Raw genomic sequence first — 24,501 nt, forward strand, 5'->3', positions numbered from 1 at the left:
ACTGACGGAGTGACCGCCTTGGATTGGCAAACCCTGCTTAACCGCGAACGACTCGGCAAGACCCTGCACAGCCCCGAGGAACTGGGGCGCAGCCCATTTCACAAGGACCATGACCGCATCATCTTCTCAGGTGCCTTCCGGCGTCTGGGGCGCAAGACTCAGGTCCACCCGGTCTCAAGCAACGATCATATCCATACCCGCCTGACCCACTCGCTGGAAGTCAGTTGCGTGGGCCGATCGCTGGGCATGCGGGTCGGTGAAACTCTGCGCAGCGCCCTGCCCGAGTGGTGCGACCCCAGCGATCTGGGCATGGTGATTCAGTCGGCATGCCTGGCCCACGACATCGGCAATCCTCCCTTTGGGCATTCGGGCGAAGACGCGATCCGCAACTGGTTCAACCAGGCGGCTGGCCGCGGCTGGCTGGATGCGATGAGCGAAACCGAGCGCAACGACTTCCTTAACTTCGAAGGCAATGCCCAGGGTTTCCGCGTCCTCACCCAGCTGGAGTATCACCAGTTCGACGGAGGCACCCGACTGACCTACGCCACGCTGGGTACCTACCTGAAGTACCCGTGGACCGCACGGCATGCCGATTCGCTGGGCTACAAGAAGCACAAGTTCGGTTGCTATCAGAGCGAACTGCCAATTCTTGAACAGATTGCCAACAAGCTCGGTCTGCCACAGCTTGAGGAACAGCGCTGGGCACGTCACCCGCTCGTCTACCTGATGGAAGCCGCGGATGACATTTGCTATGCCCTGATCGACCTTGAGGACGGTCTGGAAATGGACCTTCTTGACTACGCCGAGGTGGAAGCCCTGCTGCTGGGGCTGGTCGGTGATGACCTGCCGGAAACTTACCGTCAACTGGGCCCGTCGGACTCACGACGACGCAAGCTGGCCATCCTGCGCGGCAAGGCCATCGAACACCTGACCAACGCCGCAGCCCGCGCGTTCGTCGAACAGCAGGACGCCCTGCTGGCCGGTACGCTGCAGGGTGATCTGGTGGAGCACATGCACGGACCGGCCAAGCGCTGCGTGCTGAGCGCCAAGGACATGGCCCGCAAAAAGATCTTTCAGGACAAGCGCAAGACATTGCACGAGATCGGTGCCTACACCACGCTGGAAATTCTTCTCAATGCCTTCTGCGGCGCCGCAGTCGAACAATTCGGTGGACGCACGCCGTCGTTCAAGCACCGGCGCATTCTCGATCTGCTGGGCAACAGTGCACCCGATCCAAAGGCACCGCTGCACGCGTCCTTTCTGCGCATGATCGACTTCATCGCCGGCATGACCGACAGCTACGCCACCGAGATGGCCAGAGAAATGACAGGCCGATCCGGACAGTTCTGAGGAGGAGTCCGGGCGAGCAAAGCCACCTGAAACCGGTGCTTGCTCGCTTGGCCACGGCCTACTCCGCACTTCAACTTCAGAAATGCCCTACACGCTTGCCAGAAGCGTCTTATCGCAGCGATTTCGACACCCCCCAATAATCCCGGCACTTCATGGCCGAACCGGTAAGCCATCCAGCTGCCTGCGGCACCTTCGGGAACCGCATGATACCTGTCGACCCGGCTCGAACCATCCCAGCGTCGTCTCAGCCGGAAACCTCATGTCCAAGCACAGCCTGCGAATTCTGCTGGTGGAGGATCACCCCTTTCAGTTGATCGCCACCCAGATCCTGCTCAACAACCAGGGGTATTTTCTATTGACCCCCGTCCTCACGGCAGCCGAAGCCATGGCCGCGATGGAACGCAGTCCCGAGCCCTACGACCTCATCCTGTGTGACCAGGGGCTGCCCGACCTGGAAGGTTTCGATCTTGTCGAACAGGCCTGGCAGCGCGGACTGATCCGCCACGCCGTACTGCTCAGCGGGCTGCCTGCACAGCAGCTGCTGGACCTCGAACAGCGTGCCATCCAGCGTGGTCTGCCGATGCTGGGCTGCCTGAGCAAGCCTCTTGACGGCCCTGATCTCGTCAACCTGCTGAACGATGCACCCGGTTCGCGCTGACACATCACACCAAGCCGTCGCACTGCCCCACGCACGAACCGCCTCGTGATGACTCATTACACACCCAACGTCGTAGGAATAATACGGCAAACACGACGGCTAATTCCCAAACGCAATAAACACGGTATAAAACCCTAACTAACACCCAGAATAAAGCGCGAAATCTTTTTAAACACACAGCGTTCAAAGTAGGCATTTACGTACTCCGAGACTCTAATTACTGTAGGAACTTTCCTATATATACTTGCCGACCACGTCTCTTCATGGGCCTGCCCGAACATCTGAGCTAAGGTGCGCGCTTTCTTCGCTGCTTGTATGGATTTAAATATGAACTCAGTTTTTATCATCGACGACCACCCTGTTGTTCGACTGGCCGTGAGAATGCTGCTGGAGAACGAGAACTACGAGGTCGTCGGTGAAACCGATAATGGCGTTGACGCCATGCAGATGGTTCGCGAATGCATGCCCGACCTGATCATCCTGGACATCAGCATTCCCAAGCTCGACGGCCTGGAGGTACTGGCCCGCTTCAACACCATGGGTCTGCCTTCGAAAATTCTGGTCCTCACTTCACAGACCCCAAAGCTGTTCGCCATTCGCTGCATGCAATCGGGTGCGGCGGGTTACGTCTGCAAACAGGAAGACCTGAGTGAATTGCTCAGTTCGGTGAAAGCGGTATTATCCGGCTACAATTACTTCCCCAGCCAGGCATTGACGCCTGCTGTTCGCGAAGATGGTCAGCCGAGTGAAATCGAGTTGTTCAAACTGGTCAACGATCGCGAACTGATGGTCTTGCAACTGTTTGCCCAGGGTCGCTCCAACAAGGAGATCGCCAAGGGCATGTTTCTCAGTAACAAGACGGTCAGCACTTACAAGACACGACTGATGCAAAAACTGAAAACCAGGACCTTGGTAGATCTTATCGAGATGGCGAAACGCAACGCGCTAGTGTGAGAGACCGGATGTCCAAGCGCTTCAAACAACTTCTGATACTGGCCACAAGCCTTTGCCTGAGCTGGGGTCTACTCGCCCGCCTGGAGGCCGCCGACCAATACACCCTGCTCGGCCGCTCGAGCCCGGCGCACATGGATGTGAAGCTGGACGGCAAACAATGGCAGTGGGTTCGCAGCAAACGCGAGCTGATCCTCGGCACCTCTGCACCCGACTACCCACCTTTCGACATCACCATTTCCGGCAATGATTACGAAGGCATAACCGCCGATTACGCCGGCATCATTTCCCGGACGCTGGACCTGCCTGTCAGGGTTCAGCGCTTCGAAACCCGCGACGCGGCAATGAAAGCGCTCGTGAGCGGACAGATAGACATGCTGGGGACCGCCAACGGTTTCGAAGCCAGGGAACGCAACATCAAGCTGACCCATCCCTACTCGGTGGATCAGCCGGTGCTGGTCACACGCATTGGTGAAACACGCCCGCTGACCGAAGGCCTGAAGGGGCTGCGTCTGAGCATGGTCTATCACTACCTGCCGCTGGACGAGGTCAGGGCGACCTATCCTGACGCGACCATCGACACCTACCCGTCCTTTCAAAACGCGATCAACGCCGTGGCCTTCAACCAGGCCGATGTGTTTCTCGGCGATACCATTTCCACCCAGTACATCATCAACAGGGGTTACCTGAACAATGTACAAATGGCCAATTTCGGCAAGCACGAAGCCAACGGATTCAGCTTTGCCATCAGCAATGAAAACCCGCAACTGCTGGACGTCATCAACCAGACGCTCAAGGCCATTCCGGTCGATGAGCGCATCGATATCTCCAAGCGCTGGAGCGCTGGCAGCGATCTGCTGCTGACCGACCAGAAGCTGCAACTCACACAACGGGAAGAGCGCTGGATCGCCCAGAACCCGACTGTGCGGGTTCTGGTCAACGAAGCCTACGCGCCTCTGACCTTCTTCGATGCCAATGGCACGTTTCGAGGGATCACGGCCGAGCTTCTGGAACTGGTGCGGCTGCGCACTGGAATCAACTTCGAAGTCATCCGCTCTGCAAGCCTTGCCGACATGATCAATCAGGTCAGCCAGGGTCAGGCGGACATGATCGGGGCGCTGGACGCCAGCGACGAGCGTGAGGACCGTCTGAGCTTCAGCCGTCCTTACATCGACAATTCGTTTGTGCTGGTGACGCGCAAGGAAGCGGGCTCGCCGTCGCACCTTGAAAACCTCGGCAAAAAACGCCTCGCGGTCACTCAGGGCAGCGCATTGCTGAGCTGGATGCAACGTGAGCATCCCGAGATCGTGACAGTCGAAGTCGACAACCCTTTCCAGGCGCTGGACATGCTGGCAATCGGCAGAACCGAGGCTGCTGCGACATCACTGCTCAGTGCCAATTATTTTCTGTCTTCCGGCATCTTCGGCGAGCGCCTGCAGATCACTGCCACCACCGGAGAAGATCCGGCACTGATCTCCATGGCCACCTCACGCAACGCGACAGAACTGAGCTCGATTCTGGACAAGGCGCTGGCCAGCATCGCGCCCCAGGAGCTGGCCGTGATCAACAACCGATGGCGTTCCTACGCACCTGCAGGTGCCAACTGGCATGATTATCGACGCCTGATCTACCAGATCATTACCGGTGCCGGCCTTTTACTGATCGGTTTGCTGGTCTGGAATGCCTACATGCGACGCCAGATCAAACAGCGCGAGGCTGCCGAGCGAGCGCTGGGTGACCAGTTCGAATTCATGAGAGCGCTGGTCGACGGCACCCCCCATCCGATCTATGTGCGTGACCGTGAGGGCCTGCTGCGCATGTGCAACGACAGCTACCTCACTTCATTTTCAGCGCAACGCGAGGACATCATCGACAAGAGCGCCACCGAAGGTGTGCTGGGCAACGAATTCGAGGCAAGGGAATACGCTGCCGATTATCAGCGGGTCATGGCTACCAATACCGCTCTGGTTCAGGATCGCACGCTGCATATCGGCGAACGGAAGCTGACCATCTACCACTGGATCCTGCCGTTCCGGGATTCACTGGGCGAGGTACAGGGCATCATTGGCGGCTGGATCGATATCAGCGAACGGCGACAGCTCATAGAAGATCTGCAGACTGCCAAGGAGCAGGCCGATGCGGCCAACCGGGCCAAGAGCACCTTCCTGGCCACCATGAGCCACGAAATCAGGACCCCCATGAACGCCGTTATCGGCATGCTCGAACTGGCACTCAAACGCGCCGACCAGGGGGAACTGGACCGTTCGGCCATTGAAGTCGCCTACGGTTCGGCGAAGGAGCTGCTGGACCTTATCGGCGATATTCTCGACATCGCCCGGATCGAGTCCGGCCGACTGACCCTGAATCCCGAACGCGCCAACCTGCGTCAACTGGTGGAGTCGGTGGTCAGGGTATTCGACGGGCTCGCCCGACAGAAGAACCTGACACTGGCGCTGGAACTGGACAGCCGCATCAACACCGACGTGCTCGTGGATCCGCTGCGCTTCAAGCAGATCCTTTCCAATCTGGTCAGCAACGCCATCAAGTTCACGCAAAAGGGCCAGGTCAGAATCAGCCTGCAAACGGAGGACCTGACCGACTCACAGCACCTGCAACTGCACCTGACCGTGCAGGACAGCGGCATCGGTATCAGCCTGCCTGACCAGGAGCGCCTGTTCGAACCTTTCGCCCAGGTGGACAGCAACGGTCAGATGGCACGCACGGGAGCAGGTCTGGGACTGGTGATCTGCCGCAGCCTGTGCGAGATGATGGGCGGCACTCTGACGCTGGACAGCGAGCCGGGGCAAGGCACGCAGATCAACATGCACCTGGTGCTGACTTCACTCGATCCGGCAGCCCATGTGCCGGTTCAACAGCCTCCTGCACCGACGCCTCACCATATCCTGCATATCCTGATTGTCGATGATCATCCCGCCAACAGGCTGCTGCTCTGTGAGCAGCTCGGGTTTCTGGGCCATCACTGCGAAGTCGCCGAAAACGGTGCGCTGGGGCTTGAGTGCTGGTTGCAGAATCGCTTTGACCTGGTGGTTGCCGATTGCAACATGCCGGTCATGAACGGTTACGACCTGACGCGGGCCATCAGGACGCAGGAACACTCTCGCGATCTTCAGCCCTGCACGATATGGGGATTCACGGCCAACGCCCAGCAGGAGGAAATTCAGCGCTGCCGGGAAGCGGGCATGGATGACTGCCTGTTCAAACCCATCAGCCTCAGTCTGCTCAGCGACAGGCTGGCACTGCTTTCACCGCTGACGCGCCCCACACTTGCGTTCAGTCCGGGCAGCGTCAGCCAACTCACCGGTAACCGTCCCGAAATGGTCAGGCGCCTGCTGACCGAACTGTTGCGCAGCAACCGGGAGGATCGCCAGTCGCTCGCGACCCGTATGCTTGAAGGGCACATGGACGAGATTCGTGACATCGCCCACCGGATCAAGGGCGCTGCACGCATCATCAGCGCTTCTCGCGTGGTGGACGCCTGCAATACGCTTGAACAGGCGTGCGAGCCCGGCACCAGTGAAGCACAACTTCGCGCCTGTCATCAGGCAGTGGACAGCGCCATGCTCGAGCTTGAAAGAGCGTTGAGCGCGCAGCAGGAAGAATCCGGCATGCCAGGAAAGGCAGATTGTTGAGCGGCAAGCAGAATGGACAGGAAAGTGCGACGCAGGAAGGGAGGATAAACGGGGGAAGAACAAGGAAGCAGGCCTGAGCCTGCTTCCTGAAACATCAGGCAACCGGGTTGATTTCTTTTTCCGGGTACCAGACGTCGATCAGCGGGCTGACAGTCACTTCTGTCAGTTCGCTGCGGCCCTTGAGCCAGGCTTCAACGGCAGCGCGCTGCTCTTCGCTGACCGAGCCACGCTTGCTCAGGCAAACCAGACCGAAGTCATCGCCGCCAACATAGCCAAGACCGTTGGCTTCCATTGCTTCTTTCAGGAAAGCGTCGAGGAAGGCGTCGATTGCCTGGTCATCCAGCTCTTGCTTGAAGTCCAGGTTCAGCTCAAAACCCAGCTCCTGAAATTCATCGACGCAGAGTTTTTTGCGCAGACGGCGGGAACGGTTCGTAGCCATGGGACAATCCTCATCAGTAAATATCGGGCGGCACTTTACCAGTTCGAGCAGGTAAAAGCCCGATAAATGAAGGCTGGAAGCAATGTTCGATGCGTTGTCTGGCAGATGGGGCATGCTGGAAAAAAAATAGCGGTTTCAGGACGGCTGCCCCATCACATGCGCCCCCTGCTTGGGGCATAATGCCGCCGGTTGCAGGCGTTGACCCTTGGCATCACGAAAACCCTGCACATTCAATCGTCAATCTTCGCCTGTTCGCTATAGTTGTTCGCAGTTGGCGTTGTTATTCCAATATTCAGAATTACCGAGGGAATTCATCCATGCCCTCTTTTTTGTTTCCCCTCTTGCAGTAGGGTTTATTCATGATCAAGTCGTTCCGCCCTTTTCTGATCGCTTCATTGCTCCTGCCACTGGCCCTCTCCGCGAACGCGGCCGTCATCAACACCACACTTTCCCCCAAGGTCCAGCAGGCACTCAAGGCCAGCAAACTTGGCGATGATGCATTGTCGCTGGTCATGTTGCCGCTTAACGGCCCTGGCACACCGACGGTGTTCAACGCCGATGTGTCGGTGAACCCGGCCTCGACCATGAAACTGATCACAACCTATGCAGCGCTGGAAATTCTCGGGCCTACCCATCAATGGAAAACCGAGTTCTTCACCGACGGCACTCTGAGCAACGGCGTGCTGCGCGGCAACCTGTACCTCAAGGGCGGCGGCGACCCCAAGCTGAATATGGAAAAGCTCTGGCTGTTGATGCGCGACCTGCGCGCCAATGGCGTCCAGCAGGTGACCGGTGATCTGGTGCTGGATCGCAGCCACTTCGTGCAGCCGCAACTGCCCGTCTTCAACGATGATGGCAATGACGACAACAAGCCATTCCTGGTCAAGCCTGATTCGCTGATGGTCAACCTCAAGGCGCTGCGCTTTGTCACCCGCAACGATGATGGCCGTATTCTGGTCTCGGTGGAGCCGCCCATCGCCACCATCCGGATCGACAATCAGGTCAAGGCTGTCGCATCGAAACAATGCACAGGTGATGTGCGTTACAACCCGGTAACCCAGCCTGATGGCAGCGTCAATGTGACGGTGACCGGACAACTGGGCAATGGCTGCAACTCCCAGACCTACCTGTCGCTGCTTGATCACCCGACCTACGCTGCCGGTGCCGTGCGCGCCATCTGGCAGGAACTGGGCGGCACCATTCTGGGCAAAAACCGCGTCGACGTAGTGCCTTCCAGCGCCAAGCTGCTGGCCAAGGCATTTTCCCCCGACCTGGTCGAAGTCATCCGTGACATCAACAAATACAGCAACAACACCATGGCTCAACAGTTGTTTCTCAGCCTTGGCGAAGAATTCCGCAGTGACGCCGACGGCGATGATGCCAAGGCCGCGCAACGGGTGATTCGAGGCTGGCTGGCCAAAAAAGGCATCACCGCACCGCATCTGGTGATGGAAAACGGTTCAGGCCTGTCGCGGGCCGAACGGGTCAGCGCCCGTGAAATGGCGGTCATCCTTCAAGCCGCGTGGCGCAGCCCGTACGCCGCTGAGTTCATGAGCTCCATGCCGCTCGCCGGCATGGATGGCACCATGCGTAAACGGTTGAAACGCACGCCGCTGCTCGGCGAGGCGCACATCAAGACCGGTACGCTCAATACCGTGCGCGCCATTGCAGGCTTCAGCCGCGACAGCAACGGCAACACCTGGGCAGTCGTGGCGATCCTCAACGATCCACGTCCGTTCGGTGCCTCGTCGGTACTCGACGAAGTGCTGGTCGACCTTTACCGCCAGCCCAAGCTGAGCAATACCACGGTGTCGATCCAGCAGCCCTGAGCCACGCCCGACCAGAACGAGCAGGCGCTGAAACGGATCAGGCCTGCTCTGGCTCCACCTTGTCCCTGCCCGCCTGCTTGGCGGCGTAGACCCCGGAGTCGGCACGCAGCAGCATCGCATCGACGCCCTCGCCTTCTCGCCAGCTGGCTATTCCGAAGCTGGCTGTCACCCGGCCCACGCCCTCGATGCCCGCCCTGTTCAGCTCTTCGCGAAGGCTCAGCGCCAACTGATACGCCTGGGCACCCTGAGTGCCGGGGCACAGCACCATGAATTCCTCCCCACCCAGCCGACAGAACACGTCATCCGTGCGCAAACGATGCGTGATGCGTTGCGAGAGGGCCTTGAGCACCTGATCTCCGACGCCGTGCCCGAACCGGTCATTGATGCGTTTGAAGTGATCAATGTCGAGCATGATGATCGACAGATGGCCACCATGCCGGTCGATACGCTTGAGTTCGGCCTGCAGCCGATCCTGAAAGTACCGACGGTTGTAGGCGCCCGTCAGCACATCGGTGACAGACATCTCTCGCAGCTCCTGCTCGACCCGCTTCAGATCCGTGATATCCGACACAAACCCATGCCACAACACGGCACCGTCAGCCAGTTGCTCGGGCGTTGAGGCGGCGCGTAACCACCGCAGGCCTTTGTCCGGTAATTGAACCCGGTACTCCTCACGCCACGGCGTCAGTTGCTGAGCACTGGGAACGATCGAGTTTCTGATCCGGACCAGGTCCATGGGATGAATGCGTTGCAGCAGCACCTCGGCATCGATCAGCAATCGGGCCTCATCGAGTTCGAACAACTCGCACATACCGACGCTGACGTATCTGAACCGCGAGCTGCCATCCCTGTCGAGCTGATACTGATAGATGCCCCCCGGCACCTGAGAGCCCAGCTTCCTGAGCAATTGCCCCTGAGCTTCAAGCGCATCATGCACGCGCCGGTGCTCGGTCATGTCGGTACACACCGCCAGACAGCCGATCCACTGCCCCTGATCGTCGCGTACGGCCGTGACCAGCATATTGACGACCAGCCTGCTGCCGTCGCGTCGCTGGAAGGTCAACTCGCGGGCCGGATGGCTGCCTTCATGAATGGCCGCACTCAGCATGTCCTGCAGCACCTGCGCTTCGCTGGTGCCACTGTCGTCGGCCGGCACAGCATGCTGGAAATCCTTGAGCCCAAAGCGACCCAGCACCTCTTCATCGCGATAGCCGAGCATACGCTGCGCACCGACGTTGAACGTGTTGATGACACCATTGAGGTCGGTCGCGATGATTGCGACTTCGGTGGCCGAATTCAGGATGTTGCGCAACTGACCATTGGCAACGCTCAACTCTCGTTCGCGCACGCGCAGTTCCCGGGTACGCTGCTCGACCCGCGCAAGGGCACGTTGGCGCTGGCTGATCAGGCTGTAGAGCAAGGCACTGAGCATCAGGCTCAACAACCCACCGAACCACAGGACATTGCCGGACGTTTCCCGATTATTTGCCTGGAACAACTCAGTGGGACGAACCTCAAGCAGGTAATCCCGATCCCCCAGACCCAACAGCGTGCTTTGGTACAGCTCATTCGTGGCGGCTTTGGCGGGAGACAGGTACACGCGCTCAGGCTCAGGTTGTGCGTTCAGGTCGGTGAGCGTGACTGCCAGGGTGTCGCGTTCTGCCGTTCCCACCGTCATCAGTTGCGAAAGACCGATGACGGCCGTCAGTACACCTTTCAGCTCAGGCGTTTCGCCCGGCGCACTGGCCCTTAAAAATACAGGCGCCATCAACAGCACGCCTCGTGTGTTGGCGGGATCGAGCCCCAATAGTTTTATACGGGGCGTCGCTGTGATACGGCCCAGCAGTCGAGCACGATCCAGAGCCAGATGACGGACCGGCTCGGAATAGATATCGAAGCCCAGCGGCACCGGCAATGCACTGATCGAATCCAGATAGAGGACAGGAAAATATTCATCGCGCACGCCCGCCACGCTCAGCTTGCCGTGCTCATCGAGTTCACGGATCACAAAATCCGCCACCCCATCCTTGCGCACTGCCGCCTCGAACGCAGCCCGCCCGGCACGGGTCACCCTCGGGTTCCAGCCGTAGGCCTGGGTGCCGAGCAGCAGCGGGCCTACGAAACCGTCGTATTCTTCGCGAGTCACCTCACGGGAAAACAGAAAGAAGCGGCGGACCGTGTCCAGCCTGCTGACCTGACGGTCCAGGCGCTCCTGAATGCGGCTGAAACGCTCGCTGGCCAGAATGTCGAAACGCTGGCGCAACTGATGCTGATAAGCGTCGTGGTCAGCCAGCGCCAGCATGACCGTCAGCGCGGCACCGACCAGCATCGTCAGCACCGCCACCAGCCACGCTGAAACCTGTTCACTGATGAAGCCCAGCACCCTGAGCCTGTACCGTTTCGCCGCCATAGACACAACTCATGACGCCAACAGTGTGTTGCGCCACGCTGGCTGTCCATTGGTTATAGCTATTCGCCAGTAATTTGCCCAGCGGAAGATGAGCGAACCTGCGCAAGCAACGCACAGGTTCGTTCATCAGCCCCTGCGTCAGGCGCGTGCGGTGATCTTCCAGGCCCTGTGGATCTTGCTGTTGCGGGCAAAATCCTGGTCGATGGTCTGCGCAGTGATTTCCTCTACCGCGTAGCGCTGCCCGAGGTTTTCATCGAGCACGAACTTGCGGAAGTTGTTGGAGAAATACAGCACGCCGCCCGGTGCCAGACGTGCCATGGCCAGATCGATCAATTCGACCTGATCACGCTGCACGTCGAACACCCCTTCCATGCGCTTGGAGTTGGAGAAGGTCGGCGGATCGATGAAGATCAGGTCGTATTCTTCGCGGCAGGCCTGCAGCCAGACCGTGACATCGCTCTGCTCCAGACGGTTCTTGTCGGAGAAGCCGTTCAGCGACAGGTTGCGGCGTGCCCAGTCCAGATAGGTGCGCGACAGATCCACGCTGGTGGTGCTGCGAGCGCCACCCTTGGCAGCATGAACGCTGGCGGTTGCGGTGTACGCGAACAGGTTGAGGAAGCGCTTGCCTGCAGCCTCGCGCTGGATACGCATGCGCATCGGGCGGTGATCGAGGAACAGACCGGTGTCCAGGTAATCGGTCAGGTTGACCAGCAGCTTGACGCCGCCTTCGCTGACTTCCAGAAACTGACCCTGCGCGCTCTGGCGCTCGTACTGACGGGTGCCGCTCTGACGCTCACGACGCTTGATCACCACGCGGCTCTTGTCGATGTTCAACGCCTGGGGAATCGCAGCCAACGCGTCGAACAGACGGGCCGAGGCCTTTTCCGGGTCGATGGATTTCGGCGCGGCGTATTCCTGCACGTGAACCCAGTCGTGGTAAAGGTCGATGGCCATCGAATATTCGGGCATGTCGGCGTCGTACACGCGATAGCAATCAATGCCTTCACGTCGTACCCATTTGCCCATCAGCTTGAGATTCTTTTGCAGCCGGTTGGCGAACATCTGCCCGCCTTCGCTCAGGCGTGGCTGTTCGACAACCACGGGAGCCGGCTTGATCGGGTTGCCGTTCTTGTTGAATTTTCTTTCAACGTCGACTTCGGCCTCGAACGGCGTTTCGCGCTCGATCTGACGCTGCTCCGGGGTGCGACGCTCGCCGGTCACGAACTGATCCGGCAACACCTTGATCAGCAACAGCTTACACGGCAGCGCGCCGTTCCAGAACGAGTACTGCTTGTGACTGCGGATGCCCATGCGCTTGCCCAGATCCGGCGCGCCAGTGAACACCGCAGCCTCCCAGTTCAGGCACGACTGACGCAGGCGCTCGCCCAGGTTCTGGTAGAGATACAGCAGGCTGGCCTCGTCACCCAGACGCTCGCCGTACGGCGGGTTGCAGATGACCAGACCCTTTTGATTCTGATCCGGACGTGGCTCGAACGTCGCGACTTCGCCCTGGTAGACCTTGATCCAGTCGCTCAGCCCTGCGCGCTCGATGTTATTGCGGGCAGGCTGAATCAGACGAGGGTCAGCTTCATAGCCGCGGATCCACAACGGCGGTTTGGCGAGGCCTGCCTCGGCACGCGCCAGCGCTTCGTCGTGCAGCTTGCGCCACAGGGCCGGAACATGACCCAGCCAGGCAGAAAAGCCCCAGCGCTCGCGCTTGATGTTAGGTGCAATGTCGGCGGCAATCAGGCCGGCTTCGACCAGAAACGTCCCCACACCACACATCGGGTCAGCCAGCGCGCCACCTTCGGCGGCGATCCGTGGCCAGCCGGCACGCACCAGAATGGCGGCAGCGAGATTTTCCTTGAGGGGAGCAGCACCCTGCTGCAGGCGATAGCCGCGCTGGTGCAGACTGTGGCCGGACAGGTCCAGGGACAGGATCGCTTCGCCACGGTCCAGGCGCAGATGCACGCGCAGATCGGGGTTGATCTTGTCTACCGAAGGACGCTCGCCGTCCGGCGTGCGTAATTTGTCGACAATCGCGTCCTTGACCTTCAACGCACCAAAGTGGGTGTTGTCGATGCCCGACCCGTGACCACTGAATTCAACGGCGATGGTGCCATCCGATTCGAGATGGTCGTGCCATTCGACGTCGAGCACACCGTGGTACAGGTCTTCGGCGTCCTTCATCGGGAAGCGCTTGAGCACCAGCAGCACGCGGTTGGCCAGGCGGGACCACAGGCACAGCCGGTAGGCGGTTTCCATGTCGGCCGAACCGCGAATGGCTGAGGTGTGTTCGCGGGTATCCTCGAGTCCGAGAGCCGTGGCCTCCTCGGCCAGCAGTCCTTCGAGGCCTTTGGGGCAAGTGAGGAAAAGTTCGTAGCGATCCGACATGTGTATTCCAGGGCCTGAGCCGTCAGCGGCGGGCAACGCATTGCCCGACCAGATTTTAAACAGGCGCCTTTCTTGGAGAACGCCTGCGTGGCACGTTGAATGTGCCGGTCCGCCGCACGAAACCTGCCTTGAGACCAAGGCAGCGTTAAGGCGGTAGTTTTCAATCCATCACGCTCTGCACATAGCTTTCCTATATGAAGAACGACTATTCAACCCGACGAAGTGGGCAACAAAAAGTCACATCTCGACCCTTCGTCGAATAGACGCTTAAAGCATTCAGCCACTATCCGCACTTGAGACGCGGTCTCAATCCGGTCTGAAACGCCCGCGTCAAAAGGCTTGCGCCAAAAAACGGTGTTGAAACCCGACTACCCTTATCACCCGACAGACCTAAATGTGACGTGCTTATGACAAAACGGTCATTCACAGGGTGCGACGCTTTGGTTAGAAATCACCTCAAGTCATGACCGCAATGGTTATGACATCAAGGCCCGCGACGCCGGCAGCGGGTACCAACGGCAGACCTTTCTGCCCGACCTCACCATGAGGTCTCAGGGATATAACAGTCAACAGACGAGGGCAATACCCTATGAGAAGACTTAAGCGTGATCCGTTGGAAAGAGCATTTTTACGCGGATATCAGTACGGCGTTCATGGTAAATCCCGTGAGCTTTGCCCTTTTACTCTACCGTCAGTACGCCAGGCATGGATCAATGGATGGCGAGAAGGACGCGGCGACAACTGGGACGGTATGACCGGCACTGCGGGAATCCACAGACTCAACGAACTTCACGCGGTTGGATAACGCGCCTTTGGAGACACAGGCCCCAACCAGTTCATCAAAGTTTTATTGACTGACCTTCGACACCCATACCATGCACGCCCTATCCGGGCGGCGGGCCAAAAGCCCAGGGGCTCCCCAGGAGCCCCTTTTTTTGCCCGTGATTCAGACCTGCTGACGCGGCATTGCCGCAATCGCATCCACCGATTCGCGAATCAGTGCAGGCCCCTTGTAGATAAAGCCTGAGTAGATCTGCACCAGACTCGCACCCGCCGCGATTTTTTCGGCAGCGTGACGCCCTTCAGTGATACCGCCGGCAGCGATAATAGGCATACGCCCTGCCAACTCGCCCGCCAGTATCTTCACGGTATGAGTACTCTTCTCACGAACCGGTGCGCCCGACAGACCACCCGCCTCGTCCGCATGCGGCAAGCCTTCGACGCCTTCGCGACCAAGGGTGGTGTTGGTGGCAATGACCGCATCCATACCAGACTCGATAAGGGCCGCTGCGACCAGTACGGTTTCTTCATCGGTCATGTCCGGGGCAATCTTGATAGCCAGAGGCACGCGCTTGCCATGACGCTGCGTGAGTTCCTGCTGACGCAGACTCAGGGCCTCGAGCAATTGCTTGAGCGAATCACCGAATTGCAGGCTGCGCAGTCCCGGCGTGTTCGGCGAGCTGACGTTGACAGTCACATAGCTGGCGTGGGCATAGACCTTGTCCAGACAGATCAGGTAGTCGTCCACTGCGCGCTCGACCGGCGTGTCGAAATTCTTGCCGATATTGATGCCCAGAATGCCGGTGTACCTGGCTCCCTGCACACGGCTGACCAGATTGTCGACACCCAGGTTGTTGAAGCCCATGCGGTTGATGATGGCTTCTGCGTGGGGCAGACGAAAAATGCGTGGCTTGGGGTTGCCCGGCTGCGGACGCGGCGTGACCGTGCCGATTTCCACGAAGCCAAAGCCCAGTTGCGCGAAGCCGTCGATGGCCGCGCCGTTCTTGTCCAGACCGGCCGCCAGGCCCACGGGATTGGGAAACTCCAGCCCCATGACGGTGACCGGCACCTTGGCCGGAGCCTTGCTCAACAGGCCATTGAGGCCCAGACGCCCACCGGCACCGATCAGGTCCAGCGACAGGTCATGGGAGGTTTCCGGGGAAAGCTTGAACAGTAACTGGCGGGCCAGGTTATACATGGGCGGGCGAGGCTCGTGAGAAGCTGAATTCAGGGGCGCGATTATAGCCGCGTGAATGCATTGCACGCGAGGCATGCGAAAAACTTGTTACGCTGAACCGCCGAGCGCTGGCATATGCCTTGCTTGAATCCATTATCGGCACGCGCTCCAACGAAGGAGCGCTGCCCGGACAACGGCGTCGCTCCGGCACTTGCACCTCGCAAGGGCCGGGCGGCGCCTTTTTTCTGGATGTCCTTGATGAAGCACCTGCCATGAGCGAACGAACAAGCAATGCGCTGGACTGGGTAAACGGCAGCGATGCGCCCGAGATGAACAGTCTGGATGTGGGTTTCATGGCCCTGACCGACTGCGCTTCACTGGTGGTCGCGGCGACCCAGGGTTTTGCCCAGCCTTACGGCCTGACCCTGAACCTCAGACGCCAGACCTCCTGGGCCGGATTGCGTGACAAGCTGGTCAGCGGCCAGTTGCAGGCAGCGCACAGCCTTTACGGGCTGATCTACGCCGTCGAGCTGGGTATCGGCGGCGGCCCCACCAGAGATTTGGCGATCCTGATGGGCCTGAACCAGAACGGCCAGTGCATCAACCTGTCGCGCGGCCTGCAGGACAGTGGTGTGATCACTCCTGAAGCACTGGACAAACGCGTGCACCAAAGCGGTCCGAAACTGACCTTCGCCCAGACCTTCCCCACCGGCAACCATGCCATGTGGCTTTATTACTGGCTCGCGAGCCAAGGCATTCATCCGCTGGACGACGTGAACAGCGTCGTGGTGCCGCCACCGCAGATGGTTCAACACCTGCAGGCCGGCCGTATCGACGGGTTCTGCGTCGGCGAGCCCTGGGCCGCCAGCGCAGTCCGTCAGGAACTGGGCTTCAGTATGGCCACCAGCCAGACCATCTGGCCCGACCATCCGGGCAAGGTTCTGGGGTGCACCCGCGAGTTCGTCGAGCAGAACCCCAATACCGCGAGAGCGCTGGTCATGGCCGTGCTGGAGGCGAGCCGCTTCATCGAGCAGAGCGAGCACAATCGACGCAGCACGGCACAACTGCTCAGCGGTGCGGAGTATCTGGACACACCACTGGACTGCATCGAGCCGCGTTTGCTGGGCAAGTACAGTGACGGCCTCGGCAACCACTGGGAAGACCACCACGCCGTCAGCTTTCATGGTCAGGGTCAGGTCAATTACCCCTGGCTGTCGGACGGGATGTGGTTCATGACCCAGTTCCGCCGCTGGGGCCTGTTACGTGAAGACCCTGATTACCTGGCTGTTGCCGAACGCGTCCAGCAGCTGGAACTGTATCGACAGGCCGCCGAGGCGCTAGGCATTGACGTGCCTGACGCTACCTTGCGCAGCAGTCAACTGATCGACGGCAAGGTCTGGGACGGCACTGATCCGGCCTCCTATGCGCGCAGCTTCAAGATCAACGCCTGGGCCGATACCACGCCCGTCGCTGCGCGTCGTTGAAGGAGAACGTGACCATGCTGCGTATCCTGCTGATCAATGACACTGCCAAGAAAGTCGGTCGCTTGAGAACCGCTCTGATCGAGGCCGGCTTCGACGTGATAGACGAGTCCGGCTTCATCATCGACCTGCCGGCACGGGTCGATGCCGTGCGCCCCGACGTGATCCTCATCGACACCGAGTCGCCCGGTCGGGACGTCATGGAACAGGTGGTTCTGGTCAGCCGCGACCAGCCCCGTCCGATCGTGATGTTTACCGATGAGCACGACCCCGGCGTGATGCGTCAGGCGATCAAGTCCGGCGTCAGCGCCTACATCGTCGAAGGCATTCAGGCCCAACGCCTGCAGCCCATCCTTGATGTGGCCATGGCCCGTTTCGAGAGCGACCAGGCCCTGCGCGCGCAACTGCATGCCCGCGACCAGCAATTGGCCGAGCGCAAGCGCATCGAACTGGCGAAAGGACTGTTGATGAAAATGAAAGACTGTAACGAGGAAGAGGCCTATACCCTGATGCGGCGTCAGGCAATGAGCCGCCAGCAGAAGCTGATTCAGGTGGCCGAGCAGATCATCTCGATGAGTGAGATGCTGGGTTGAACATATCGATTGAGAACATACGGGTGAAACGCTAATCGTGGGAGGCGGCTTGCCGGCGATGAACGGTGACGCTGTCTGACTGTTAAACCGCGCCGACGCCATCGCCGACAAGCCGCCTCCCAGAGTTACAGTACCTGTCGGCAGGCCGCCTTGCGCAAACGCTTGCCGTTCACGCCTGCATGCCTCCGGATTACTGAGTCAGCACCACATTCTTCATCGGCGGTATATAGCCATAATCGTATGACTCCTGTACGAACGAGCGATCACCCTGCAACAGGATCTTCACGGTAGGCGCCTCAGTGCCACCGATGCGAAAGTCCTGCCCGGTGGTCGGCACGCTGTCGATGAACGACGTCACCAGACCGTTGGGCATCACGCAGTGCGAATAAGTCTGGAACGGCTGCGAAGGCGGATTCCCCAGCACCAGGCCTGAGGCATTCATGGGTCGGTATGGGCCGAACAACTGTTCACTGACAAAACCGTAAACGCCATCAGGGCCGGTTATACCATCGGCATAGGTAAACTTGTGGCTGATCGTGAACAAGTAATATTTATTGTCCTGAAATACATAGTGTGGACGTTCAGTCTGATCATTTACACCGACCGCAGTCACCAGCGGGGGAAGAATTTCCCATTCATCGCCATTGAGATCCTTTGCAACGGCCAGGCCAATACAGCCCACTTGAAATCTGGCACCGCCTACATCCTCATGGCCCGGCGGTACAGGCCCTAGTTCTGTCGGCCCTACTGTATGTGAACCCCGCTCGCCGGCCACATTACCTTCGAACACCATATACAACTTGCCATCATGGGGATCAATGAACGGACTGGGATCACGAAAGTTCCATGTGGAATTCTGGGCTTCGGTCTGATAATAAGTACCGTCGGCCTCGAACAATGTTTTGACTTCCGTGAAGTCCGTCAGGATGACACCACTGTCAGACGTCACCACTCGACCACGCACTTTGGCAATGGCGGCGCCCGGCGTCACACAGGTGTAATAAAGATCGATGTCGCCCTTGTCATTGAGCAGGATCGGCGTGCCGGCCCATTCGCGAGTCGTCGGAGAAACACCTTCGGCCATGACACGGCCACCGAAGATCCAGTCCTTGCCGGTACGTGAATACCAGTAGCACATGCGGGCACGACCATGGCGGTCTTCCCAGTCACGCTTGATGTCATAACGGCCGTTGGCGCCCAGATACTGGGGATCGGTCGGGTGCCGGTCGGCCGTGAGCGTCAGGATTACCGACCAGCCGTTGACGGACACTACAGTGCCATCGAGCTCGCGCAGCGGCATGGTGTCCCAGATGAAGACCGTGTCACTCATCACCGGAAAGTCGGGACTGACCAGCGGCTGAGTGGTGGTAGGGTCGTTTTCGTTGACCTTGAGCGCATCGGCCCGGGTCCACACGGTAGGCTTGTAAGTAACGTTACTCATGTTGATGTCCTTTATTGACGCCAGACAGGGCCGGCGCGTAGATGAAGACAAGGCAGCATGCAAACTTATTACATCGCTGAAGTGCGTTTTTTGAACCCTGCGATTACGGCATTCATTGATTATGAAAAACCGAAACAGCAGAGAAAATGACGGGAGGCACTTGGGCACTCACCGATTGATTTCAATAAGCCACTGTCTTGTTGAAAGCTGGCCTATTGCACATGGATTGCCCTCTCGAGAGGCGCCGTGTCATGCACGACGGAACGGATCCTCTCAGAGACAGATTTGAAAGTAAATTAAATATTCCCTACTGTTAAGCAACCGCCTGTTTTTCAAAACAAACATGAAGCATTATTAATAGTGGGTTTCGTTCAGCTTTGAGTTCAACCGATAAAGATATCAAAACACTGTCACCCTGCTTTAATTAAACCGTCTTGATAATGGCCCTTGTTATTGGAAAAAGGGTTGATATTTCACAACGCTACGACTGCAAAATTGCAAGATCCGCGCTCTGCGCTCATCGCTGTAAACAAGTCCGCGTCAACCCGGGGCGGTTTCGGGAAAAGTGCCCCGCACTTTTTTGCGGCGTCGAGTGCCATCAGTGCCCGGTTCAAGGTCATCGGGACTCAGCAGCCGCACACCGGATCTACCCGGCATTTGACGTTACAGCACGCTGTCTCAGGCTCGCGGCCAAACGCTTATGACGAAATCCGCATCTGGCCCGCCTCTTGCTTCAGCACCCTGCAGGTAGCCAACGGCGGTTACCACCACTCACGACAAAGACGTCGCTCATCTCTTTCGCTCACGCGGACAGAGAGGCGGCGTTTTTTGCGTTTGGCCCCGGCGATGGGGCCGGTGGAGTCGCCGGCATTCGGAACACTCCGCCACAGCGTCTGAAATTCTCCACGTCGAGGGCACCAACCCCGACTGACCTACTAGCAGATGATGAGGTGTGCCAATGGATACAAGCTTCTGGAAGGCCGGTCACAGACCGACCCTGTTCGCAGCCTTTCTCTACTTCGACCTGAGCTTCATGGTCTGGTATCTGCTGGGCCCGATGGCCGTACAGATCGCCACCGACCTGCACCTGACCACTCAGCAACGCGGCCTGATGGTCGCCACGCCGATTCTGGCCGGGGCGATCCTGCGCTTTTTCATGGGTCTGCTGGCCGATCAACTGTCGCCCAAGACCGCAGGCATCATCGGCCAGGCGATTGTGATCGGCGCCCTGCTGACCGCCTGGCAACTGGGCATCCACAGCTATGAACAGGTTCTGCTGCTGGGCGTGTTCCTGGGGATGGCGGGCGCATCGTTCGCCGTCGCATTGCCACTGGCGTCGCAATGGTATCCGCCACAGCATCAAGGCAAGGCCATGGGCATCGCCGGTGCCGGCAACTCGGGCACCGTACTCGCCGCGCTGATCGCGCCGGTTCTTGCTGCCAGCTTCGGCTGGGGCAATGTGTTCGGCCTGGCGCTGATTCCGCTGGTGCTGACCCTGATTGCCTTCACGCTGATGGCGCGCAACGCACCTGAGCGCAGCAAGCCCAAATCCACAGCCGACTATCTCAAGGCGCTGGGCGACCGGGATAGCTGGTGGTTCATGTTTTTCTACAGCGTGACCTTCGGCGGCTTCATCGGCCTGGCCAGCGCACTGCCCGGCTACTTCAACGACCAGTACGGTCTGAGCCCGATTACCGCAGGCTACTACACTGCGGCCTGCGTATTCGGTGGCAGCCTGATGCGTCCATTGGGCGGCGCACTGGCGGACCGCTTCGGCGGCATCCGCACGCTGACTGCCATGTACGCAGTGGCGGCTATCGGCATCGCTGCGGTGGGCTTCAACCTGCCAAGCTCGTGGGCTGCACTGGCATTGTTCGTCGCCGCCATGCTGGGCCTCGGCGCTGGCAACGGCGCAGTCTTCCAACTGGTACCGCAGCGCTTTCGCAAGGAAATCGGCGTCATGACAGGCCTGATCGGCATGGCGGGCGGCATCGGCGGTTTCCTGCTGGCCGCAGGTCTTGGCAGCATCAAGCAGAACACCGGCGACTATCAGTTGGGCCTGTGGCTGTTCGCAAGCCTGGCCGTGCTCGCCTGGTTCGGCCTGATGAACGTCAAGCGCCGCTGGAGGACCACTTGGGGTTCGGCGGCAGTGACCGCAGCACGGGTATGATCGGTCGATGACGCTGCAACTGCGCTTCGCCGAGTTCAGCGCCAGCGGCCCGCGACCAGAGAATCAGGACGCCCTGCGTCTGGTAACACCGGTCGCAGCACTGGCTGCCAGCAAGGGTTATCTGTTCGCCCTGGCCGACGGGGTCAGCCAGTGTGCCGATGGCGCGCTGGCTGCGCAGTCGACCTTGCAGGCGTTGGCGCTGGACTATTACTCGACACCGGAGACCTGGGGCGTGGCCCAGTCTCTGGATCGTCTGTTACTGGCTCAGAACCGCTGGCTGCTGGCCAACGGCCTGCTTACCACGCTGAGTGCGCTGGTCCTGCGCGGCAGACGTTTCACCCTCGCCCACGTGGGAGATTGTCGCGCCTATCGCTGGCAAAGCGGCAAGCTCAAACGCATCAGTGAAGACCATGTCTGGGAACAGGCCGACATGCAGCACGTGCTCAAGCGTGCGCTGGGGCTGGATCAGTACGTGGTCATGGACTATCTGGAGGGCGAACTCTGTGAAGGCGAGCGCCTGCTGCTGGTCAGCGACGGTATCTGGGCGACACTGGGCGATGCCAGCATTCGCTCGATCCTGACCGAGCAGGAAGACCTCGACTCGGCGGTCAGAACCCTGGTCAGCGCGGCGCATCTGGCGGGTAGTCAGGACAATGCCAGCGCCCTGCTCATCCAGGTCGACGGCCTGGGTGAGGATGATCTCGGGGATGCGCTTCTGCAATTACAGCAATGGCCGTTACCACCAGCACTCAAACCCGGCCAGGTGTTTGAAAGCTGGACCGTCGGCAATGTACTTGCCCAGTCGCGGCAATCCATTCTGTACCGCGCGCACGACGCTCACGGGCTGCCGTGGCTGATCAAGACCCTGCCGTCTGCCCGGCATGATGAGCCGGGCGCAGGTCAGGGCCTGCTGTTGGAAGAATGGTTTCTGCGCAGGGTCGCCGGGCGCTTCTTTCCGGAAATCCATCCGCTGCCCGAGCGTCAGCATCTGTATTACGCCATGCGCGAATATTCAGGCCGCACACTCGCCCATCTCTTCTCCCTGAGCGGACCGCTGCCGCTGGCGCAGTGGCAGGATCTGGCCATTCGTCTGCTACGGGCCACGGGCTTGCTGCATCGACGCAATATCATCCATCGCGACATCAAGCCCGAAAACCTCCTGTTGGGCGACGACGGCGAATTGCGCCTGCTGGATTTCGGCCTGGCGTTCTGTCCCGGCCTGTCTGCGGTCAACGCCGAGGACTTGCCGGGCACGCCGAGCTTCATTGCGCCCGAGGCCTTCAACGGTGCCGAGCCCGATCCGCAACAGGATCTGTACGCCGTCGGTATCACGCTTTATTACCTGCTGACCGGCCACTATCCGCACGGCGAAATCGAGGCCTTTCAACACCGCCGCTTCGGCACGCCGATTCCCGCCAGCCGCTACCGTCCTGACCTGCCGCTCTGGCTGAGCCAGAGCCTGGACAAGGCCGTGCAGGCCAATCCCGCCCAGCGCTATGAAACCGCCGAGCAGTGGCAACTGGAACTTGAACAGGCCGAACAACGCCCGGTAGTGGCCAGACCCAGGCCATTGCTGGAACGCGAACCGCTGAAAGTATGGCGCACGCTGGCGCTGGTTTCGTTATTGATCAATCTGGTCGGTCTGATCTGGCTGATAAGCCGCCACTGAGTCTTCGGTGTCACATGGGTCACCCATCGCCCCGCTTCTGTGCAGCCCGCCTCAACGCAGTGCAAGGACTTCCCCGTCGTGGATCTGAAACCCTGCATTCAGGGCTCAACAGAAGTTGGCACAAGCACTGCATGGTCTCTTTCAGAAATTTCATAACGCGCCGCCCTCAACGATGAAGGCAGTGCTTCCCGAGAGAACGGGACCGGACAAAGGCGTCCTCGTCAGGCAACTGACGGGACGCCTTTTTTTGTTTGCGCGCAATTTGTCGAGCGCACCCTGACGGTGACTCGGAGGCAAGATGAAAAAACTCAAACTGGTGATGATCGGCAATGGAATGGCCGGCGTACGCACACTCGAAGAGTTGCTCAAATTGAGCGAAGACCTGTACGACATCACGGTTTTCGGCGCTGAACCACACCCCAACTACAACCGCATCCTGCTCTCGCCGGTACTGGCGGGCGAGCAGACGTTCGAAGAGATCGTACTCAACGACTTGGCCTGGTACGAAAACAACGGCATCCGGTTGCTGCTGAACCGGCGCGTGGTCAGGATCGATCGCATCAAGCGCCTGGTGATTGCGGACGATGGCACCCAGGCCCATTACGACCGTCTGCTGATCGCTACCGGTTCGAGCCCGTTCATTCTGCCGATTCCCGGCAACACGCTGGATGGCGTGATCGGCTACCGCGACATCGGCCATACCCAAGAAATGATCGACACCGCCGCCACGCACAAACGCGCAGTGGTCATCGGTGGCGGGCTGCTGGGCCTGGAAGCGGCAAATGGTCTGAGCATGCGCGGTATGCAGGTCACGGTGGTCCACAACGGGCAGACGCTGCTGGAACGTCAACTGGACAAGACCAGCGGCCTGATGCTTCAGGCTGCGCTTGAACGGCGCGCTCTGAGCTTTCGCCTCAACGAGCAGACGGAGGCGTTGCTGGGCGACGATCAAGGGCGCGTGCAAGCGGTGCGTTTCAAGAACGGCGACGTCATCGCTGCCGACCTGGTGGTCATGGCGGCCGGCATTCGTCCCAACACCGAACTGGCCGAACAGGCGGGTCTGCCTTGCAGCCGAGGCATTCTGGTCAACGACACGCTGCAGACCTACGACCCACGCATCTACGCTATCGGCGAGTGCGTCAGCCATCGAGGCATCGCCTACGGGCTGGTGGCGCCACTGTTCGAACAGGCCAGGGTCTGCGCCAATCATCTCGCGCAGCTGGGCTTCGCGCGCTATCCGGGCTCCGTGACGTCGACCAAACTAAAGGTGACAGGCATCGACCTCTTTTCCGCTGGCGACTTTCTGGGTGGCGAAGGTACGGAAAGCATCACCCTGTCCGACCCCATCAGCGGCATCTATAAAAAACTGGTCATCAAGAATGACGTGCTGGTGGGCGCTTGCCTATATGGCGACACGGCCGATGGCAGCTGGTACTTGAAACAGATTCGCGAGGGTCAGGGCATCGATGCCATTCGCAACCACCTGATGTTCGGCGAGCCCGCCCGGAC

General features: G+C 59.5%; 15 protein-coding genes and 1 pseudogene. 11 read left to right on the top strand and 5 right to left on the bottom strand.

The window, feature by feature from the left end; all coding sequences use genetic code 11:
- Positions 1–18: 18 nt before the first annotated feature.
- The 4 genes from JTJ32_RS14270 (at position 19) to JTJ32_RS14285 (ending at position 6,609) form a co-directional block, all read left to right on the top strand.
- Positions 19–1,350 carry a deoxyguanosinetriphosphate triphosphohydrolase gene (locus JTJ32_RS14270; RefSeq protein WP_099227497.1) on the top strand — a complete coding sequence of 444 codons (1,332 nt, stop codon included), beginning with the start codon at positions 19–21 and terminating at the stop codon, positions 1,348–1,350.
- 259 nt (positions 1,351–1,609) lie between these two features.
- Positions 1,610–2,008, top strand: coding sequence for a response regulator (locus JTJ32_RS14275; protein WP_099227498.1), 399 nt, complete (start codon positions 1,610–1,612; stop codon positions 2,006–2,008).
- A 327-nt stretch (positions 2,009–2,335) separates the two neighbouring features.
- Entirely contained in the window at positions 2,336–2,962 is a 627-nt protein-coding gene (locus tag JTJ32_RS14280; protein WP_057411237.1) for a response regulator transcription factor, read from the top strand.
- 8 nt (positions 2,963–2,970) lie between these two features.
- The gene (locus JTJ32_RS14285; RefSeq protein WP_210042423.1) at positions 2,971–6,609 is read left to right on the top strand and encodes a transporter substrate-binding domain-containing protein; all 3,639 of its coding nucleotides are present in this window, start codon (positions 2,971–2,973) and stop codon (positions 6,607–6,609) included.
- A 94-nt stretch (positions 6,610–6,703) separates the two neighbouring features.
- Here the strand turns inward: JTJ32_RS14285 and JTJ32_RS14290 are convergent, their stop codons facing one another.
- Positions 6,704–7,048 carry a YggL family protein gene (locus JTJ32_RS14290; RefSeq protein ID WP_184323112.1) on the bottom strand — a complete coding sequence of 115 codons (345 nt, stop codon included), beginning with the start codon at positions 7,046–7,048 and terminating at the stop codon, positions 6,704–6,706.
- A 359-nt stretch (positions 7,049–7,407) separates the two neighbouring features.
- On the opposite strand from JTJ32_RS14290, the gene dacB reads away from it, so the two are divergent.
- Positions 7,408–8,877 carry a D-alanyl-D-alanine carboxypeptidase/D-alanyl-D-alanine endopeptidase gene (gene dacB, locus JTJ32_RS14295; RefSeq protein WP_069143673.1) on the top strand — a complete coding sequence of 490 codons (1,470 nt, stop codon included), beginning with the start codon at positions 7,408–7,410 and terminating at the stop codon, positions 8,875–8,877.
- Between the two features lie 37 nt (positions 8,878–8,914).
- Here dacB and JTJ32_RS14300 read toward each other — a convergent pair whose 3' ends face one another.
- Both JTJ32_RS14300 and rlmKL read right to left on the bottom strand, forming a co-directional pair.
- Positions 8,915–11,287 carry a sensor domain-containing diguanylate cyclase gene (locus JTJ32_RS14300; protein WP_210042424.1) on the bottom strand — a complete coding sequence of 791 codons (2,373 nt, stop codon included), beginning with the start codon at positions 11,285–11,287 and terminating at the stop codon, positions 8,915–8,917.
- A gap of 138 nt (positions 11,288–11,425) precedes the next feature.
- Entirely contained in the window at positions 11,426–13,681 is a 2,256-nt protein-coding gene (rlmKL, locus tag JTJ32_RS14305; RefSeq protein WP_099227373.1) for a bifunctional 23S rRNA (guanine(2069)-N(7))-methyltransferase RlmK/23S rRNA (guanine(2445)-N(2))-methyltransferase RlmL, read from the bottom strand.
- A 589-nt stretch (positions 13,682–14,270) separates the two neighbouring features.
- Here rlmKL and rmf point away from each other — a divergent pair.
- The gene (gene rmf, locus JTJ32_RS14310; RefSeq protein ID WP_002553055.1) at positions 14,271–14,486 is read left to right on the top strand and encodes a ribosome modulation factor; all 216 of its coding nucleotides are present in this window, start codon (positions 14,271–14,273) and stop codon (positions 14,484–14,486) included.
- A 141-nt stretch (positions 14,487–14,627) separates the two neighbouring features.
- Here rmf and JTJ32_RS14315 read toward each other — a convergent pair whose 3' ends face one another.
- The gene (locus JTJ32_RS14315; protein ID WP_210042425.1) at positions 14,628–15,659 is read right to left on the bottom strand and encodes a quinone-dependent dihydroorotate dehydrogenase; all 1,032 of its coding nucleotides are present in this window, start codon (positions 15,657–15,659) and stop codon (positions 14,628–14,630) included.
- Positions 15,660–15,910: 251 nt separating this feature from the next.
- Here JTJ32_RS14315 and JTJ32_RS14320 point away from each other — a divergent pair, with 251 nt between their 5' ends.
- Both JTJ32_RS14320 and JTJ32_RS14325 read left to right on the top strand, forming a co-directional pair.
- Positions 15,911–17,122, top strand: coding sequence for a CmpA/NrtA family ABC transporter substrate-binding protein (locus JTJ32_RS14320; protein WP_210042509.1), 1,212 nt, complete (start codon positions 15,911–15,913; stop codon positions 17,120–17,122).
- Positions 17,123–17,136: 14 nt separating this feature from the next.
- On the top strand, positions 17,137–17,712 hold the full coding sequence (locus tag JTJ32_RS14325) for an ANTAR domain-containing response regulator (protein WP_184323116.1): 576 nt from the start codon (positions 17,137–17,139) through the stop codon (positions 17,710–17,712).
- A gap of 190 nt (positions 17,713–17,902) precedes the next feature.
- Here the strand turns inward: JTJ32_RS14325 and JTJ32_RS14330 are convergent, their stop codons facing one another.
- Positions 17,903–19,153 carry a glycoside hydrolase family 68 protein gene (locus tag JTJ32_RS14330; protein ID WP_099227370.1) on the bottom strand — a complete coding sequence of 417 codons (1,251 nt, stop codon included), beginning with the start codon at positions 19,151–19,153 and terminating at the stop codon, positions 17,903–17,905.
- 958 nt (positions 19,154–20,111) lie between these two features.
- On the opposite strand from JTJ32_RS14330, the gene JTJ32_RS14335 reads away from it, so the two are divergent.
- The 3 genes and pseudogenes from JTJ32_RS14335 to JTJ32_RS14345 form a co-directional block, all read left to right on the top strand.
- Positions 20,112–21,323: a nitrate/nitrite transporter gene (locus JTJ32_RS14335; RefSeq protein ID WP_099227369.1), complete on the top strand. Its 1,212-nt coding sequence runs from the start codon at positions 20,112–20,114 to the stop codon at positions 21,321–21,323.
- 7 nt (positions 21,324–21,330) lie between these two features.
- On the top strand, positions 21,331–22,992 hold the full coding sequence (locus tag JTJ32_RS14340) for a bifunctional protein-serine/threonine kinase/phosphatase (protein ID WP_210042426.1): 1,662 nt from the start codon (positions 21,331–21,333) through the stop codon (positions 22,990–22,992).
- A 298-nt stretch (positions 22,993–23,290) separates the two neighbouring features.
- Positions 23,291–24,496: pseudogene (locus tag JTJ32_RS14345) on the top strand (NAD(P)/FAD-dependent oxidoreductase); the annotation flags it as partial.
- Between the last annotated feature and the right edge of the window lie 5 nt (positions 24,497–24,501).

This window comes from Pseudomonas alliivorans (genome assembly GCF_017826695.1).
GTDB lineage: Bacteria > Pseudomonadota > Gammaproteobacteria > Pseudomonadales > Pseudomonadaceae > Aquipseudomonas > Aquipseudomonas alliivorans.

What these genes read in the sequence shown, in the direction of transcription:
- JTJ32_RS14275 (WP_099227498.1), top strand. Translation starts at nt 1,610, where the DNA reads ATGTCCAAGCACAGCCTGCGAATTCTGCTGGTGGAGGATCACCCCTTT.
- JTJ32_RS14280 (WP_057411237.1), top strand. Translation starts at nt 2,336, where the DNA reads ATGAACTCAGTTTTTATCATCGACGACCACCCTGTTGTTCGACTGGCC.
- JTJ32_RS14285 (WP_210042423.1), top strand. Translation starts at nt 2,971, where the DNA reads ATGTCCAAGCGCTTCAAACAACTTCTGATACTGGCCACAAGCCTTTGC.
- JTJ32_RS14290 (WP_184323112.1), bottom strand. Translation starts at nt 7,048, where the DNA reads ATGGCTACGAACCGTTCCCGCCGTCTGCGCAAAAAACTCTGCGTCGAT.
- dacB (WP_069143673.1), top strand. Translation starts at nt 7,408, where the DNA reads ATGATCAAGTCGTTCCGCCCTTTTCTGATCGCTTCATTGCTCCTGCCA.
- JTJ32_RS14300 (WP_210042424.1), bottom strand. Translation starts at nt 11,287, where the DNA reads ATGGCGGCGAAACGGTACAGGCTCAGGGTGCTGGGCTTCATCAGTGAA.
- rlmKL (WP_099227373.1), bottom strand. Translation starts at nt 13,681, where the DNA reads ATGTCGGATCGCTACGAACTTTTCCTCACTTGCCCCAAAGGCCTCGAA.
- rmf (WP_002553055.1), top strand. Translation starts at nt 14,271, where the DNA reads ATGAGAAGACTTAAGCGTGATCCGTTGGAAAGAGCATTTTTACGCGGA.
- JTJ32_RS14315 (WP_210042425.1), bottom strand. Translation starts at nt 15,659, where the DNA reads ATGTATAACCTGGCCCGCCAGTTACTGTTCAAGCTTTCCCCGGAAACC.
- JTJ32_RS14320 (WP_210042509.1), top strand. Translation starts at nt 15,911, where the DNA reads ATGAGCGAACGAACAAGCAATGCGCTGGACTGGGTAAACGGCAGCGAT.
- JTJ32_RS14325 (WP_184323116.1), top strand. Translation starts at nt 17,137, where the DNA reads ATGCTGCGTATCCTGCTGATCAATGACACTGCCAAGAAAGTCGGTCGC.
- JTJ32_RS14330 (WP_099227370.1), bottom strand. Translation starts at nt 19,153, where the DNA reads ATGAGTAACGTTACTTACAAGCCTACCGTGTGGACCCGGGCCGATGCG.
- JTJ32_RS14335 (WP_099227369.1), top strand. Translation starts at nt 20,112, where the DNA reads ATGGATACAAGCTTCTGGAAGGCCGGTCACAGACCGACCCTGTTCGCA.
- JTJ32_RS14340 (WP_210042426.1), top strand. Translation starts at nt 21,331, where the DNA reads ATGACGCTGCAACTGCGCTTCGCCGAGTTCAGCGCCAGCGGCCCGCGA.